This is a genomic window from Chryseobacterium phosphatilyticum (assembly GCF_002899825.2).
GTDB classification, from domain to species: Bacteria; Bacteroidota; Bacteroidia; order Flavobacteriales; family Weeksellaceae; genus Chryseobacterium; species Chryseobacterium phosphatilyticum.
Window position 1 is genome coordinate 54,106 of record NZ_PPED02000007.1, and the last position, 15,707, is coordinate 69,812.

General features: G+C 35.5%; 12 protein-coding genes. 4 read left to right on the forward strand and 8 right to left on the reverse strand.

From position 1 onward, the window contains the following. Positions 1–56: 56 nt before the first annotated feature. The 5 genes from C1631_RS21615 to C1631_RS21635 form a co-directional block, all read right to left on the reverse strand. Positions 57–1,460: an MFS transporter gene (locus C1631_RS21615; protein ID WP_109714162.1), complete on the reverse strand. Its 1,404-nt coding sequence runs from the start codon at positions 1,458–1,460 to the stop codon at positions 57–59. Between the two features lie 140 nt (positions 1,461–1,600). Continuing rightward, positions 1,601–2,443, reverse strand: coding sequence for a hypothetical protein (locus C1631_RS21620; RefSeq protein ID WP_228441424.1), 843 nt, complete (start codon positions 2,441–2,443; stop codon positions 1,601–1,603). 236 nt (positions 2,444–2,679) lie between these two features. Then, positions 2,680–4,347: an asparagine synthase B gene (gene asnB, locus C1631_RS21625; RefSeq protein WP_103248326.1), complete on the reverse strand. Its 1,668-nt coding sequence runs from the start codon at positions 4,345–4,347 to the stop codon at positions 2,680–2,682. Positions 4,348–4,667: 320 nt separating this feature from the next. Further along, the gene (locus C1631_RS21630) at positions 4,668–6,335 is read right to left on the reverse strand and encodes a GLPGLI family protein (protein WP_109714166.1); all 1,668 of its coding nucleotides are present in this window, start codon (positions 6,333–6,335) and stop codon (positions 4,668–4,670) included. Positions 6,336–6,460: 125 nt separating this feature from the next. Beyond that, positions 6,461–7,666 carry an RsmB/NOP family class I SAM-dependent RNA methyltransferase gene (locus tag C1631_RS21635; protein ID WP_109714168.1) on the reverse strand — a complete coding sequence of 402 codons (1,206 nt, stop codon included), beginning with the start codon at positions 7,664–7,666 and terminating at the stop codon, positions 6,461–6,463. 428 nt (positions 7,667–8,094) lie between these two features. Here C1631_RS21635 and C1631_RS21640 point away from each other — a divergent pair, with 428 nt between their 5' ends. Next, entirely contained in the window at positions 8,095–8,439 is a 345-nt protein-coding gene (locus C1631_RS21640; protein ID WP_103248329.1) for a zinc ribbon domain-containing protein YjdM, read from the forward strand. Positions 8,440–8,679: 240 nt separating this feature from the next. Here C1631_RS21640 and C1631_RS21645 read toward each other — a convergent pair whose 3' ends face one another. Further along, positions 8,680–9,615, reverse strand: coding sequence for a sulfate/molybdate ABC transporter ATP-binding protein (locus tag C1631_RS21645; protein WP_109714171.1), 936 nt, complete (start codon positions 9,613–9,615; stop codon positions 8,680–8,682). 75 nt (positions 9,616–9,690) lie between these two features. Between C1631_RS21645 and C1631_RS21650 the strand changes: the two genes are divergently transcribed. Together C1631_RS21650 and pheS are read left to right on the forward strand one after the other, a co-directional pair. After that, complete coding sequence (locus C1631_RS21650; protein ID WP_103247739.1) at positions 9,691–10,350, forward strand: YceI family protein; 660 nt, start codon at positions 9,691–9,693, stop codon at positions 10,348–10,350. Positions 10,351–10,477: 127 nt separating this feature from the next. After that, positions 10,478–11,488: a phenylalanine--tRNA ligase subunit alpha gene (pheS, locus tag C1631_RS21655; RefSeq protein ID WP_103247740.1), complete on the forward strand. Its 1,011-nt coding sequence runs from the start codon at positions 10,478–10,480 to the stop codon at positions 11,486–11,488. A 296-nt stretch (positions 11,489–11,784) separates the two neighbouring features. On the opposite strand, the gene C1631_RS21660 is transcribed toward pheS, so the two are convergent. Beyond that, entirely contained in the window at positions 11,785–13,308 is a 1,524-nt protein-coding gene (locus C1631_RS21660) for a serine hydrolase domain-containing protein (protein ID WP_103247741.1), read from the reverse strand. A 416-nt stretch (positions 13,309–13,724) separates the two neighbouring features. After that, positions 13,725–14,495: a DUF3108 domain-containing protein gene (locus C1631_RS21665; protein ID WP_109714173.1), complete on the reverse strand. Its 771-nt coding sequence runs from the start codon at positions 14,493–14,495 to the stop codon at positions 13,725–13,727. 151 nt (positions 14,496–14,646) lie between these two features. On the opposite strand from C1631_RS21665, the gene C1631_RS21670 reads away from it, so the two are divergent. Next, a complete protein-coding gene (locus C1631_RS21670; protein WP_103247742.1) occupies positions 14,647–15,702 on the forward strand; it encodes an NAD(P)/FAD-dependent oxidoreductase in 1,056 nt (351 codons plus the stop codon). Positions 15,703–15,707: the final 5 nt, after the last annotated feature.

Sequence of the window (15,707 nt, forward strand, 5' to 3'; positions counted from 1 at the left end):
GGTATAGGAGAGGTAAACAGTATGTATTCGGCTGCTGAGCTCTCTGTTTTTTGTGTTTACTCTTCCTTAGATTTCATATTCTTTCCATCAGATATATGTAATCTTCTAAAGACAAATCCCGATAAAATAGTTAATACTCCTACGGTAAGAAAAGTGTATCGGAAAGCATTGTGAATTTCTCCCTGGATGAGGTCTGTGTTCTCAAATAGTTTTAAAACAATCAGTCCAAAGGCAATCCCGAAACCAATAGCCAGCTGCTGGTTAACTGATATCAGAGAATTACCACTGCTTGTCTGAAAATTACGCAGATCTGCAATAGAAATGGTATTCATTGAAGTGAACTGGATAGAGTTGAAAAATCCCAAGACGGCAATAATTGGAACGAACCAGTATAAGGAGGTATGGATGTTGGGAATTGCCAGCAGACAAATCAAAGTTCCAATGATGAAAGTATTCACCATTAATGTTTGGCGATATCCATATTTATCCAGGATTTTAATAACAGATGATTTTCCGAATATTGCAGTTAAAGCCATTGGAGCAATAATCCAGCCTGAAGTTACTGCAGATTGTTTATACGCAATCTGAATCATTAGCGGGAGAAGTAACGGAACAGAGCTAATCCCCAGTCTTGTGGCGAGGTTTCCCACAATCCCCACCCGAAAAGTTCTTACCTGAAACAGGTCAAGAGGAAAAATAGGATGTCCTCCTTTTTTTGCATGTTTATAGTAGTAATAGAGAAACAGGAAGCCAAGGATAAATACCACAAGAACGGGTGTGATATTTTGCATATCTCCGAAAAGCTCCAGCGAAACAGAAAGCAACAGAGAGGCGGCTGCAAAAATTAAAAAGCCTTTTAAATCAAATTCTACGTCATCAGATTGATAATCAGGCATGAATTTTAAACCTAAAACAATCCCCAGAAGACCAATAGGAATATTAATAAGGAATATCCAGTGCCATGACAGATAATCTACCATATAACCACCTACTAATGGACCGAGTACGGGCCCGATCAGGGCCGGAATAATGGCAAAGTTCATGGCTTTTAGCAATTCACTTTTATCAAAGGTTTTAATGAGGGCAAGTTTTCCAACCGGAGTCATTAAACTTCCTCCAACTCCCTGAATTACTCTTGAAATAACCAGGTGAGTAAGGTTTTCAGATAATGAACAGAATAAAGATCCCAGGCTGAAGAGTATTAAAGAGACAATAAACACTTTCTTTGTTCCGAACCGATCTGCCAGAAAACCACTGGCAGGCATGAAAACTGCTAATGTCAACACATAACTGATGATAGCATTCTGCATATTCAATGGAGACTCGCCCAGGTCTTTGGCTATAGAGGGCAGCGAGGTATTCAGAATTGTAGAATCCAGCATTTGCATGAAAATAGCGGTAGCCAGAATCAAAGGAAGAATTTTCTTAATAGAGGTCTGTTGCGGGTTGTTTTCTGTCATGATATACAGTCCGGTATCTTTACAACTTCCGGACTTATTTTATTTCGAGAAAATGCTTGCTTTAAGCAGTTTCAATCTTTAAATAAAGAAATCCTTATAAAATTAAAAAAGTCCTGTGATATTTCACAGGACTTTTTGATTTATTTTCTAGGTTTTTCTACTCCTTTCCATTCGTCACCGGCTTTTTTGTACTGGCTTAATGTAAAGTTTTTGAAATCCTTGGTTTTGTATTCTATATTGTCTGTATTCTGCTCAAATGGCATAATGTAATAGTAATCAAGGTCTGTTTTGTCAGACTTGTTTCCTTTTTTCACAGAGGGAACATATTTTGAAAACTTATAGCTTGGAAGATATTGCTTCAGTCTTGTATAGAAAGATTTGTCTTCTTTTTCACTAGGAATGATATCTACAATATTTAAATCATCTTTTTTCTTATCTATCCACAGGTAATAGGTCTTTTCTTCGCCTATGTTCCTGTTGAATGAATTAAATGCAAACAATTCTTTCGGAACCAGTTCTTTGATTTTTTCAGGATCAACTTTAGTATAATATTGCCCTTTTGAAGGGTCAACATAGGTTTCAAGGTTGTACATTAACACGGAATTGTTTTCAAATTTTTTATTTTTAAAATATTGATTTAATGACAATTCTGCCGTTGCTCTCAATTCCTTGCTTCTGTCATCCAGTTTTTTCGTAGGATTCTGAGGGTTTACATATTTTACAAATTCGTATAAAACAACAGGCTTTATATCTTTTAAGTGAGGATACGTTTTAAGCTGTTCAGCTTTTACAAGCCAGTAATATTGCTGATAGTAATCATCTTTATCCACATCTTTCACACTTTTATAAGATAAAGCAAGCTTTTTTGAATTCAAATACTTGCCGTATTTTCCTTGTCCGAAGGCGAAACTTATGGATAATAAGGCAAATAAAACAGTAAGGTTTCTTCTCATTTTTTTATAATTGATATTTTCGTTTTCCAAATATAATTATTTATTAGATATTATTTTTGATTGTGAGTTAAATTATGCTATATTGTTGTCGTTAATTCAAGAAAAAATCCTGTATCGCTACAGGATTAATAAATTTATGTATCTGAACTCAGATCGTAGAAGCTAAAATCAGATTATTTTGAATAGTATGAAAAGTAAATTTAGAAAAACAATCATTAATATTGATGGTCTGTTCGCATTTTCAACTTTCAACTTTCCATTTTCAACTAATAAGAGGTTTCATGTACTTTAACCGCTCTTCCGCTAGGATCATTCATTTTCTTAAAAGCTTCATCCCATTCCAGTGCGATAGGAGTGGAACATGCTACCGACGGAACAGAAGGAACTGTAGCGGCTGAAGTTTCACTTGGAAAATGCTCTTCAAAGATCGTTCTGTATCGGTATTCCTCTTTGTTTTGAGGGGTGTTCAGCGGGAATCTGAATCTTGCGTTGGTCATCATCTCATCCGTCACTTCTTTTTCAGCGACATCTTTCAATGTATCTATCCAGGAATATCCGACACCGTCTGAAAACTGTTCTTTCTGTCTCCATGCAATAGATTCCGGAAGAAGATCTTCAAAAGCTTTTCTTAATACCCATTTCTCAATTTTTCCCTCAGAAACATTGATCATTTTATCTTTAGGGTTTTGGGTCATGGCAATATCCATGAACTCTTTATCTAAGAAAGGAACCCTTCCTTCAATCCCCCAGCTCATCAAAGCTTTATTGGCTCTTAAACAATCGTACAGGTGAAGTTTTCCTAGTTTTCTCACAGTTTCATCATGGAATTCTTTGGCATTCGGAGCTTTGTGGAAGTATAGATAACCACCAAATAATTCATCAGAACCTTCTCCGGAAAGAACCATTTTGATCCCCATAGATTTGATAACCCTTGCCAGAAGATACATCGGTGTGGAAGCTCTGATCGTAGTTACATCATAAGTTTCCAGATGATAGATCACATCTCGTATAGCATCCAGTCCCTCCTGAACGGTAAAGTTAACTTCGTGGTGAACAGATCCGATATGTTCTGCGGCTTTTTGGGCTGCTGCAAGGTCAGGTGAACCTACCAGTCCTACGGCAAAGCTATGAAGTCTGGGATACCATGCTTCCTGAGTATCACCGCTTTCAATTCTCTGTCTGGCAAATTTTGCGGTAATTGCAGAAATTACAGAAGAGTCTAAGCCCCCGGAAAGAAGAACTCCGTAAGGAACATCACTCATCAATTGCCTGTGAACGGCGTCTTCAAGTCCTTTTCTTAAAGCAGAAATATCTGTTTCATTATCTTTTACATGGTCAAAACTTTCCCAATCTCTGGTGTACCATTGCTGAAGAGTTTCTCCATCTTTGCTGTATCGTAAATGTCCTGGTAAGAATGTTTCAATTTTTTTACAAACCCCTTCCAATGCTTTTAATTCTGATGCAACATAATAGTTTCCGTTTTTGTCCCAACCTTGGTAAAGAGGACAGATTCCCATGTGGTCACGGGCGATCAGGTATACATCGTTTTCTGTATCATATAAGGCGAATGCAAAAATTCCGTTCAGCTTTTCAACAAAATCTTTTCCGTATTTTCTGTATAATGCGAGAATGACTTCGCAATCAGATTGAGTCTGAAATTCATAATCCGGAAATTCTTCTTTTAATGCTCTATGGTTATAGATTTCACCGTTTACGGCTAATACCACTTTTCCATCTTTGGTAAATAAGGGTTGTTTCCCTGAAGTAGGGTCTACAATGGCAAGTCTTTCATGGGAGAAAACTACTTTTTCATCCTGATAAACTCCGCTCCAATCCGGTCCTCTGTGACGGATTTTTTTTGACATCTCCAATATCTGAGGTCTTAATACTTCAGTTTTTTGTTTGGCGTCAAATAAACATACTATTCCACACATATTTTTTATTATTTATGAAACAAAAGTAGGATTGATGTTTATAAATAACAATAAAAAATATTTAAATAAGAAAATTTTTAATTAAATAATTTGAAATAGTGAAAAATATTAACTATTTGAATTGATTAATATGTTTTTGATTAATTTTTTTCGTTAACTGAAATTTAACGGTGCTTATATACAAAATAAAAATGACATATTTATTAATATATGGTAATTTATTTAATTAATTTTAGTCATTACTTTGTGGCTCGAAATAATTTTTTTTCATCATTTGTGTTTTTACCTTCTTGCAATTCTCATGCAAGAAGGTTTTGTTTTTATTGTACCCCTAACAAAGTGCCCGATACATTCCATGAACTGAAACTTGTTCCTTCTGTAGGACCTTGTGGGATTTTTATTTGAATAGTATGTTTTCCAGCCTTTATATCGCCAAGAAAGATGAAATTTGGATTGGTGACTGTTCCCGGGCACCAGTTGGATCTGCTGAGGTCTGAGGAAGAAAGTCCGTCCTGAAAGTTTCCGGAAGCAGGATTATAAAGCCTGTAGGATCCGCAGTCTGTTCTCCAGGGTACAAAAGAAAATATGGGTTTTCCGTCAACCAATATAGAATTGGTTTTCGGGACAAACTCATCCCCGTTTTCCCAACCCCCATGTCCGGTGGTTATATATCTCAGTTGGGCATTTTTAAGGTCTTTAGTTAAAGTAAAATCAACAAAAAGTCCTTTATCCTGATTAAACATCGTAGAATAGTCCTGTCCTGCCATTTCCATAATATTTAATGTATTGAATAAAGGAATAGCAGTATTGTTTTTATAAACAGTTTGATCGCTTTTATGAATGGTGACCTCAAGGCTTACTTTATGTCCTCCTTTATCGTAATTGCCAATGAATACACCTACCCATAATTCTTTTTCTGATAGGGAAGGTTTTAATTCTGTAATATCCTGTCGGTAAGGGCTTATGGTTTGCCAGATTTTATCTTTCAGCTGGATATGATTGAATTTCTGAATTCCAAAGGGAGTAAAGAATCTCATCATTTCTATGGCCGGATTGTAGTTTTCTGTGGCGATCACTCCATGATATTGCTTTCCGTTTCCATTTTCGAAAGCAGGAAGAGTTTTTGCTCCTTTCTCAAGACCGTCAAAAAAAGATTTTTCTTTATCCTGAGGAATAAAAAATACAGTTCCTGTTCTGTCATAGGCATCTCCATTTGACTGTTGTTTTAGTTCTACGAAAATGTTTTCGCCCTCTTTAATAGTCGGAAATTGTACTTTCTTAAGGATAATTGTTCCGTTGGCATATCTTTTTATCAGCTGGTCTGATTTTGAAGCGTCAGAAAAATTGATAATTTCATTCTCAAAAACCTTTAAGGTGGTAAATCTGCTTTTCCAAAGAAGATCTTTATATCCTAGCTGATCCGTAGATTGTACGGATCCTTTGACGATATTTTCAATTCCTGTATTCTTGATTTTTTTGATGGAAGTGGCTGTGATGAGTGAGTTTTTGTTTTTTTCCACTTCCAGAACGAGCCCTAAGCTTTGCCCCAAAACGGATGGTCCTCCCTGAAGCTTTAAATCACTGGTATACCAGATCTCAATAGTATTTGAATTGACTTTGGTAATGGCTTTTTTACATGTGTAATTCAGAATCTTTTTGGTTTCATTTGTGAGTTCAAAATTCTGTTTTCCTACTGATTCTGTATCTGAAGATGAAATAATCTCGCCCGGTTTTAAAAAAGCATAAGAAATAAGTGTATTTGATGGTTTTTCAACCTTGGTTATTTCAAAAGGGAAGTTGCTTTTTTGTTCCTTAATACTGCTATTGATCATAATGTTTTCTTTTTCATTAACCCAGACTATGGTAGAGGGTTGATCAGGCACTACTTTTCCATTATAAGAAGTTGTGTAGGTGATTTCATAGGTTTGTGCTGAAATCAGGCAAAATAAAAAAACAGACAGAAAACTGAAAACAATTTTGTGGTGCATCAAAAGCGGTTTAATCTATAGAGTAAGTAGGTAAAAAGGAGGAAATGTTACAGATTTTAACAATAAAAAACAAAAAAACTACCCGTTAAGAGTAGTTTTATTTTTATCTGAATAAGGTAATCATATTAAGAAATTCTTTCGATCAAAGCCATGTAGAATCCGTCGTATCCTGTACTAGGCATTACTTTTTCGTCTTTGATCATTTTGAATCCAGGATTGTTTTGTATGAATTCTTCTACCTGTTTATTATTCTCTGACGGAAGAATAGAGCATGTCGCATATACCATTTTCCCTCCTTTCTTAAGCATTTTTGAATAATCCTGAAGAATCTGTTGTTGTTCTTTTTTGATTCTGTCAATAAAGTCCTGATCAATTTTCCATTTGCTGTCCGGGTTTCTTTTTAAAACTCCAAGACCTGAACATGGGGCGTCGATCAATAATCTGTCTGCTTTTTCATGAAGACGTTTGATGACTTTATTATCGGAGATCATTCTTGTTTCAATATTGTGAGCTCCGGCTCTTTTAGCGCGACGCTTGAGCTCAGCCAGTTTCCATTCAAAAATATCTAAGGCAATAATCTGACCTTTATTTTGCATTAATGCTGCTAAGTGGAGTGTTTTTCCTCCTGCACCTGCACACGCATCCACCACTCTTTGACCTTCTTTTACATCAAGGAAATATCCGATTTTCTGTGAAGAGGCATCCTGAACTTCAAATAATCCTTCTTTGAAAGCTGTGGTAAGAAATACGTTCTTTTTTTCTTCCAGCTGTACAGCATCCGGAAAGTTTTTAATAGGAAAAGAAACCACTCCCTCATCAGAAAGATCCGAAATAAGCTCCTTTGGTGTTGTTCTTAAAGAATTGGCCCTTAAAACTGTAGGTGCCTGCTCATTCAGTGCAATCATTTCTCTTTCCCAACCTGCACCAAGCTCTTTTTCTAATGTTTCTGCCAACCAGTCCGGAATAGAATGTTCTATAGCTTTTGTAGGAACGGAGTTCTTTTTAAGTTTAGTAAGAATATCCGCAATTTTAATTCCGTCAAATTCTTCAAACTTTTTATAATTGGTTTTGCTCCAAAGAAGATAAGCAATGATAAGTTTATAGATGTTGTTGGGTTTTACCCCTTCTCCCATATAATACTCAAGACGCTTTTTCCAACGGATAATATTGTAGAAAATTTCAGAAACAACAGCTCTGTCCTGGCTTCCCCATTTTCTATTAGCTTTTAAAAGTCGTTCGATTACTTTATCTGCGTATTTATTTTTCTCGAAAAATGTTTCTTGTAAAGCATCGTGAATTCCGATCGCTAAGTTTCTGTGAATAAGTTCCATAAATTTGCTTCGCTGTTTTGAATCTGCAAAAGTACGAATTATAGTTGAGAGTTGAAGAGTTTGAGGGTGGGAGGGAATTAGAGTAGAAGAATAATAGTGTGTAATCAATGATGGAAAGTGAATTTGTGCCACTTATCAATCTTATTAGTGTATTTTAACGCAGAGTTCACAAAGTATTTCTAAATTATTCATCCTATTCTGAGACGAGTTGCTATAAGGTTTTATTCAACAACAAATGAGTTCATATCTTAGCTGAATGAGACGTTTTTGCGAACATTAACAGTTGATTTTTAAACTAAATTCATAATTGAGATTTTATAAAGTAAAAATTAACAATAGATATTGTATTCCTGTCATCACCTGATCTGTCATCTTTTCTGCTCTTGACTTCAGCCTTCTAAAGCCCTACCTTTGCAAAAAATTAAAATATGAGTGATACAGTACTTTGTCCGAAATGTAGCTCCGAGTTTACTTATCCGAGCGATAATATGATGGTGTGTTCCCAGTGTTTTTATGAATGGAATCCTGAAGAAACAGCTTCTGAAGTGGCTAACGAAGGTAAAATATTGGATTCTAACGGAAATGAGCTTCAGGATGGTGATTCTGTAGTCGTTGTTAAGGATCTTCCGGTAAAAGGGGCACCGAAGCCGGTAAAAGCAGGGACTAAAGTGAAAAATATCAGATTAAGACCGGGTAGTGATCATAATATTGATTGTAAAATTGATGGTTTTGGAGCCATGGCTTTGAAATCCGAGTTTGTGAAGAAAGCCTAGTAGCTTCAGCTATATAGCCTGAAAATAAAGAAAAGGAAAAAATTGGACAGTGTAATCTTTCAAAAGACTTAATTGCAAGATTGCTAATGTCCGTCTGGAAGGCAGAAAGAGAAATAACCAACAATTTCCTTATGCTGTGTAACTACAAATGTAAGAAAAAGTTTCAAAACAGGTTCTTACATTTGTAGTTTTTTTATCCACAAATTGTTGATAAGTGTAAGGGAATGTATGTGTTATGTCTTAAATAAACAAAATCTCAATTGTTCCACCCAACCTTTCGTCAGTATATACGACCAGTTCCTTACCTTTAGCTTTAATCTTATTCCAGTAGTAATTTCCTGCAAATCTGCTTTCTATTACCTCTGCATTAAGGCCGTTTTCGACAATCCTGATTTCTTTAGGATAATAAGACCGTTTTGGAAGTTGAAAATCCTCCGCTTCAGCCTCCGTAAAAATATTTACCTCTCCGAATAGTTTAGCTACATAGGAGTTATAAGGATGTCTGTACGTTTGTTCCGGACTGTCATTTTGAATGAGCCTTCCATCCTGAAGAATGACAATCTGATCCAGCCATGGCATGATATCCTGAAGCTCGTGAGTAGAAATAATTAAAGAAACTCCACGTTGCTTTACATAGCGGAATAACCTTTCGCGAAGTTCTATTTTTCTTGGGAAATCCAGATTACTGAAAGGTTCATCAAGGATAAGTAACTTTGGAAGAACGGAAAGTGCTCTGGCAATGGCAACCCTTTGTTGCTGGCCTCCGCTTAAATATTTGGGAAGTACATTGGCAAATTCCTGAAGCCCTACCACTTCAAGAAGTTCCATAACGGTTTCTTTCTTTTGCTTTAAATTAATATTTGAAATAAACTTCCCTACATTTTCGGCAACGGTAGCATAGGGCATCAGATCAAAATTCTGAGCTACAAACTTCATATCGGTTTCCCCCGGAACCAGATTTCCTTTAGGACCTAAAAGCCGGGTTCCGTCAAAAATAATATCTCCGCTTTCCCAATCAAGAAGTCCATAAATTAAACCGAGAAGAGTTGATTTTCCACATCCGCTTTCTCCGGCCAGGGCTATGATTTTATTGGCTTCAAACCTCAAATTAAGATTTTGAAACAGAGATTTATCTTTGGTGTGTGAGAAAAATAATTTGTTTATTTCTAATAGCATATTACAAATGTAAGGTTTTTATGAAAACACAATTTTTTTTATTATATTAGCGGGAGTAATAAAAATAAATCAAAAATGAGAAAAAAACTGTTTTCGTTAGCTATTCCTGCTTTATTTATTGCTGCGGTGATGGTTTCTTGTAAAAAAGATAAACCTCTTACCAGCGAAAGCAATGAAGTGGCAACTACTAAAGACGGTAGCCAGTACACTTTGGATACGCTAAACAGTAAGGTTGAATGGAAGGGATATAAAGTATTTAAATCTGAAAATACGAGCCATTTCGGAACAATTAAGTTTGAAAGTGGAGATGTAACAGTGAAAGACGGAAAACTGGAAAGCGGAAAATTCGTTGCTGATATGAATTCTTTAACTTCTGTGGATTTAAAAGACAGCCCGGAAGATTTAGGGAAATTAAATGGTCACCTGAAGAGTGGTGATTTCTTTGAAGTAGAAAAATTCCCGACTGCTTCTTTTGAAATTACTAAGGTTACGCCGGCTACAGAAGGTGATTATAATACTCTTTTGGATGGTAATTTAACCATTAAAGGAATTACAAAACCTGTTCAGTTTAAGGCAAATGTTTCTGTGAAAGACGGAGAAGTAAGTGTTGCTACTGAGCCGAAAGATATCAAGAGAGAAGAGTTTGGTGTAAAATTCCAGGCTCCTGCTGAAAACGGTGTGATTAAGGATGAGGTGACTCTTCAGATCAGCGTTAAAGCTTTAGAAAAGAAATAATTTTTTTATTTAAGTGAAATAAGTGATTGAAGTCTGCCTCCCGAAAAAGAGGCAGATTTTTTTATTACGGATTAATTATTCAACTTAAATGTCGTATTTTTGCAAAACATTTTGAAAGGGTAAAATAATGATAGAAAAGATAGAAGAACTACTGATCGAAGTAAATGGCTTCAATGCTACCTCTAAGGAAGAAATAGAAAACTTCCGAATCAAGTACAACGGTAAAAAAGGGGTTCTGAATGATTTTTTTGAAAAATTTAAAGAAGTTCCTAACGACCAGAAGAAAGATTTCGGGCAAAAGATTAATACTTTAAAACAAGCAGTTGCTGTAAAACTGGAAGATTTGAAAAATGCTTCCGAATCCTCTGTTGTTGTAGAAAAAGAAGATCTTACAAGACCTGCCTTTCCATTGGAATTGGGTTCAAGACATCCGATCAATGTGGTTAAAAACAGAATCATTGAAATTTTCAAGTCAATCGGTTTTGCAGTTGCGGACGGTCCTGAGATTGAAGATGACTGGCATAATTTTACAGCGCTCAACCTTCCGGAATACCACCCGGCAAGAGATATGCAGGATACGTTCTTTATTGAGCAGAATCCGGATATTCTTTTGAGAACACATACCTCTTCCGTACAGACACGTTATATGGAAGAAAACCAGCCACCAATCAGAATTTTATCTCCGGGAAGAGTATTCAGAAATGAAGCAATCTCTTCACGCTCTCACTGTATTTTCCATCAGATTGAAGGATTATATATTGATGAGAATGTAAGTTTTGCAGATTTAAAACAAACGATCCAGTTCTTCACTACAGAACTTTTTGGAAAGTCAAAAATCAGAATGAGACCTTCATTCTTCCCTTTTACTGAGCCAAGTGCTGAGATTGATGTGTATTGGGGATTAAACTCTGAGACAGATTACAGAATTACAAAAGGAACAGGATGGCTTGAAATTATGGGGTGCGGAATGGTAGATCCTGCCGTACTGAAGAATGTTAATATTGATTCTGAAAAATATTCAGGATATGCATTCGGAATGGGTATAGAAAGAATTACAATGCTTCTTTACCAAATGAGTGATATCAGAATGTTCTTTGAGAATGACATCAGAACCCTGGAACAATTCAAAACATTATAAAAAATCAACCTCCGGAGCTCCGGAGGTTTTTGTTTTTAATTACTGACCTAAGAAACAAAACGGTAACTAAAAACTGATTTTTATTGAAAAATTTACACGTGTCCTGTTTCTTATATCCATACTCCGATTCGAATCCGCTAGGTATCCCAAAGAAGTATTGACATGCCGCAGCTCTTTGTCTGCCTCTATAATTAAGACAATTCAAAACTGAAAACTATTACAGCTATTTATCATTTTAATTCTTTTAGATCTAAATATTCTTGAATCTACTGAAATAGACGGTAACTCTCAATAGATTACTGCTTCATCAATTCCTGAATTATCTTTTTCCCATTTTCGCTATCAGGATTCAATTCCACTGACTTTTGATACATTATCAATGCCTTTTCTTTTTGCTTATTCTTAAGAAGAGCTTCACCGTAACTATCGAATGTATTAAAGCTCTGAGGAAATAGTTCTGTATTGATGCGAAATGTCTCAAGGGCCTGAGGTAGTTTTCCGGACCTAAGAAAATCATAACCAAGTTTATTGAATTGCTGCTCAGACAAAGAATAGTCTGTTATATTTTTCTTTAATGTGTAAAGTTCATTTCTGGCTGATGCGGCTCCCTTTTCTAATAAAATGCGTCCATATATCCGGGCTAAATCTTTCCCTGGAGGGGCCAAAGGCTGTCCTGCAAGAATCATCAGCGCATCTATACTGAGATCTTCTGCGTTCTGTTGGGTATTGTCTAAAATAATAGCTACTCGCTGAGTATCTATCTGATAAACAAAACTGGTCAATAATCCCGTGAGCCCGCCACCATGACCAACTATTTTACCTAAAATATCATCAGTTTCAACCTGCCATCCTATACCTCTGGGTAAAACTGTCCCGTTGTTAAGCTGTATCGCTTCTTGAGCAGCCTTTAACACAGAAGAATTAAGGATTTTCCCTGTTGTTAATGCAGTATTAAATTGAAATAAATCCTCTGCTGTACTAATGACTTCTCCAAAACCTTTAAAATTAAACCTTTTCCAGTACTCCTTATTTGACTGTATGGTCTCTGTATTTTCCTTTAATGGGGTATACATATGACTTATATATAATTTCGCTACATTTTTTCGTTCTGTAGGCAGATAATTAAAAAAAGGGGTCGTAGGAATAAAAGTATTTTTCATACTTGCAGGAATAAAAATATGCTGCTTCATATAATCTTCATATGATAAACCAGTAATTTTTTCAATAAGCAGGGCTGCAAATACTGAATTGGCATTGTTGTATTCATGTGCTGAGCCCGGCCTAAAAACTAAATTGATATTCTGTTCTGAATATTCCTTTAAAATGTCTTTATTACTAAATACGGTATTGGGATGTTCCTTAATTATTTTCTTAAATACAACATCCCAGGAAGGTAAACCGGATGTATGCGAAAGAAGGTGAGTCAGCGTTATTTCCGGATAAGGAAATTCTTGCAGATAAGATTTTACAGGTTGGTCAAGGTTAAGAAGTCCTTTATCTACTAACTGAAGAACAGCTGTTGCTGTTAGTAATTTAGTTATAGATCCTACTGGGAAACGTGTATGGATAGTATTGGGCTGTTTGCTTTCAAAATCTGCAAAGCCAAAAGCTTTTTGGTATAGTATTTTATTTTTTTCAGCAACAAGAATAACCCCATTAAAGTCCCCTCGTTCAGACTTTGTAGAAAAATAAGCATCTAATTTTGCAATTTGGGATTGTAAAAATGAAAATGGTGCTATTATGAATAGTATTATAAAAAAGACTTTGGTAAAAGGATATCCGTAGTCTGATGTTTGGGTTACAGTTTTATGGGTTGCCATGTTGTAATATATGGTGTTTAATTTACAATTTTCTCAGTAAATAATCAATTTTTAAAATGTAACTTATTGATTATTATTAAATTGTATGATTGGTGGAAAATTCATAAGAAGAGAGGTTATTTTTTTACATTTGATAGTAAAAAAAGATCTCGGAAAGTTTTTGCTTTTAATTACTGACCTAAGAAACAAAACGGTAACTAAAAACTGATTTTTATTGAAAAATTTACACGTGTCTTGTTTCTTATATCCATACTTCAGCTACGAAAAAACGAACGAAGTATTGACCTGCAGTCTCATTGCTGCTTCTATAATAAAGACAACTGGTATTCAGGATGTATTACATGAGTAAATAAAAAAAGTCTGTAAAATTTTACAGACTTTTTTATTTTGGAATTTCTTTTAAATTACAGAGTAGTTTATTTGCTAAACTTTAATGGGTATTTTACATTTTTAATATCATCAATACTAGCTTTTAAAGAGCCTACAGCCAGTTCGGCTTTCAACAACATAGGGATATGATTGGCATCATTGGAAACCCACATCGTTACCCCTTCTTTTTCTTTAAATACCCTTCCGCTTTTTACAGACGGAATTATTTTCAAACAATTAATCGTTCCGAATTTTGTTTTCAGATCTTCGGTTCCAACCACTTTGAGCTGGAAGGGAAACATTTCATCGTCAATCCATACATTCATGTTGATGACTGTTCCGGTTTTCAGCTCGTCAGGTGTTTTGCTGCGTAAATAATAAAAGCATGAGAGCATATCCTGAACGCCTTTTACAGATTTGATCACTTTAGAACCATTGGCAGGTTCCTTTTTATCTGTTAAAATCAAAGTATTATTATCGTGATTAAAAACTGTTTCAAAATGCTGGCGATAACCTCCTTCACGTACATTTCTTACATAAAAGCTCGGTAGACCGGTTTCTACATTGATAAAACTCTCATAAAGATCTTCTACTTTAAAAAATGCCTTTACAGCACCGGTGGTGGCTCCAGTCCCTTTTGCATAGAGATGAGGAACGCCCTTGTAGTTGGTTTTTTGAGTCGTAAGATTTGCGGTGCCGGCATTCAGAAAGCCATAATGGATCCTGAAAGTGATGGATTCACCGTCTGCAATATTACTCAGCTGTGCCGAGCCTATAAAGAATATAAATATTGCAAAAAGATTGAAAATTTTCTTCATGGTATGTCATTTACAAATACATTGCCAAATTTAAAATCTTAAATGATAGATATTTGACAAATCTCAGGTTTTTATTTAGAATCAATTAAATATGCTTCGCATTAAAATTAGTAAATTTGCAGTTACATGTATAATTAAATTATCTTAAATTATGATAACCACTGATATATTGATCATAGGTGCAGGACCTACAGGACTTTTTGCAGTTTTCGAAGCTGGTCTTTTAAAAATGAAGTGTCACATTATTGATGCACTTCCACAGCCGGGAGGGCAATTGGCAGAACTTTATCCTAAGAAACCTATTTTTGATATTCCGGGGTATCCTTCAGTAAATGCAGGAGAATTGGTGGATAATTTAATGGAACAGATCAAGCAGTTCCAACCCGGATTTACGCTGGGAGAAACAGCTGTTTCTTATACAAAGGTTGACGATGAGTGGTTTGAAGTGATCACCAACAAAGGAACAGTTCACAGATGTAAAGCTATTGCTATTGCAGGTGGATTGGGAACTTTTGAACCTAGAAAACCTACTTTTGAAAACCTGGCTGATTATGAAGAAAAAGGTCTTGAATATTTCGTGAAAGAACCTGAGCACTTCAGAAATAAAAAAGTAGTGATTGCAGGTGGAGGAGACTCTGCACTTGACTGGAGTATCTTCCTTTCTAATGTGGCAAGTGAAGTGACTTTGATCCACAGAAGAAATGAGTTCAGAGGTGCTTTGGATTCAGTAGAAAAAGTGCAGGATCTTAAAAATCAGGGGAAGATCAAGTTGATTACTCCTGCTGAAGTTACCGGAATTAAGGGAGATGGAAAAGTAGAAGCGATTACCATTCAAAAAGATGGTGAGGAAGCATATGATATGGAAACTGATTATTTTATTCCTTTATTCGGATTAACTCCAAAGTTGGGTGAGATCGGAAACTGGGGATTAAATATTGAGAAAAATGCTATTGTAGTAAACAACGCCCTTGATTATCAAACCAATATTGAAGGGATTTATGCTATCGGAGATATCAACACGTATCCTGGGAAATTAAAATTAATTCTTTGTGGTTTCCATGAAGCTACTTTGATGTGTCAAAGTGTTTACAACAGATTGAATCCTGGTAAGAAATTCGTATTAAAATATACTACGGTAAGTGGAGTAGACGGATTTGACGGTAGCCGTAAAGAAGCAGAGAAGGCTGTTGTGAAAAAAATTGACTAATTTTG

Coding starts and splice junctions, on each gene's coding strand:
- C1631_RS21615 (WP_109714162.1), bottom strand. CDS start 1,460: ATGACAGAAAACAACCCGCAACAGACCTCTATTAAGAAAATTCTTCCT.
- asnB (WP_103248326.1), bottom strand. CDS start 4,347: ATGTGTGGAATAGTATGTTTATTTGACGCCAAACAAAAAACTGAAGTA.
- C1631_RS21630 (WP_109714166.1), bottom strand. CDS start 6,335: ATGCACCACAAAATTGTTTTCAGTTTTCTGTCTGTTTTTTTATTTTGC.
- C1631_RS21635 (WP_109714168.1), bottom strand. CDS start 7,666: ATGGAACTTATTCACAGAAACTTAGCGATCGGAATTCACGATGCTTTA.
- C1631_RS21640 (WP_103248329.1), top strand. CDS start 8,095: ATGAGTGATACAGTACTTTGTCCGAAATGTAGCTCCGAGTTTACTTAT.
- C1631_RS21645 (WP_109714171.1), bottom strand. CDS start 9,615: ATGCTATTAGAAATAAACAAATTATTTTTCTCACACACCAAAGATAAA.
- C1631_RS21650 (WP_103247739.1), top strand. CDS start 9,691: ATGAGAAAAAAACTGTTTTCGTTAGCTATTCCTGCTTTATTTATTGCT.
- pheS (WP_103247740.1), top strand. CDS start 10,478: ATGATAGAAAAGATAGAAGAACTACTGATCGAAGTAAATGGCTTCAAT.
- C1631_RS21660 (WP_103247741.1), bottom strand. CDS start 13,308: ATGGCAACCCATAAAACTGTAACCCAAACATCAGACTACGGATATCCT.
- C1631_RS21665 (WP_109714173.1), bottom strand. CDS start 14,495: ATGAAGAAAATTTTCAATCTTTTTGCAATATTTATATTCTTTATAGGC.
- C1631_RS21670 (WP_103247742.1), top strand. CDS start 14,647: ATGATAACCACTGATATATTGATCATAGGTGCAGGACCTACAGGACTT.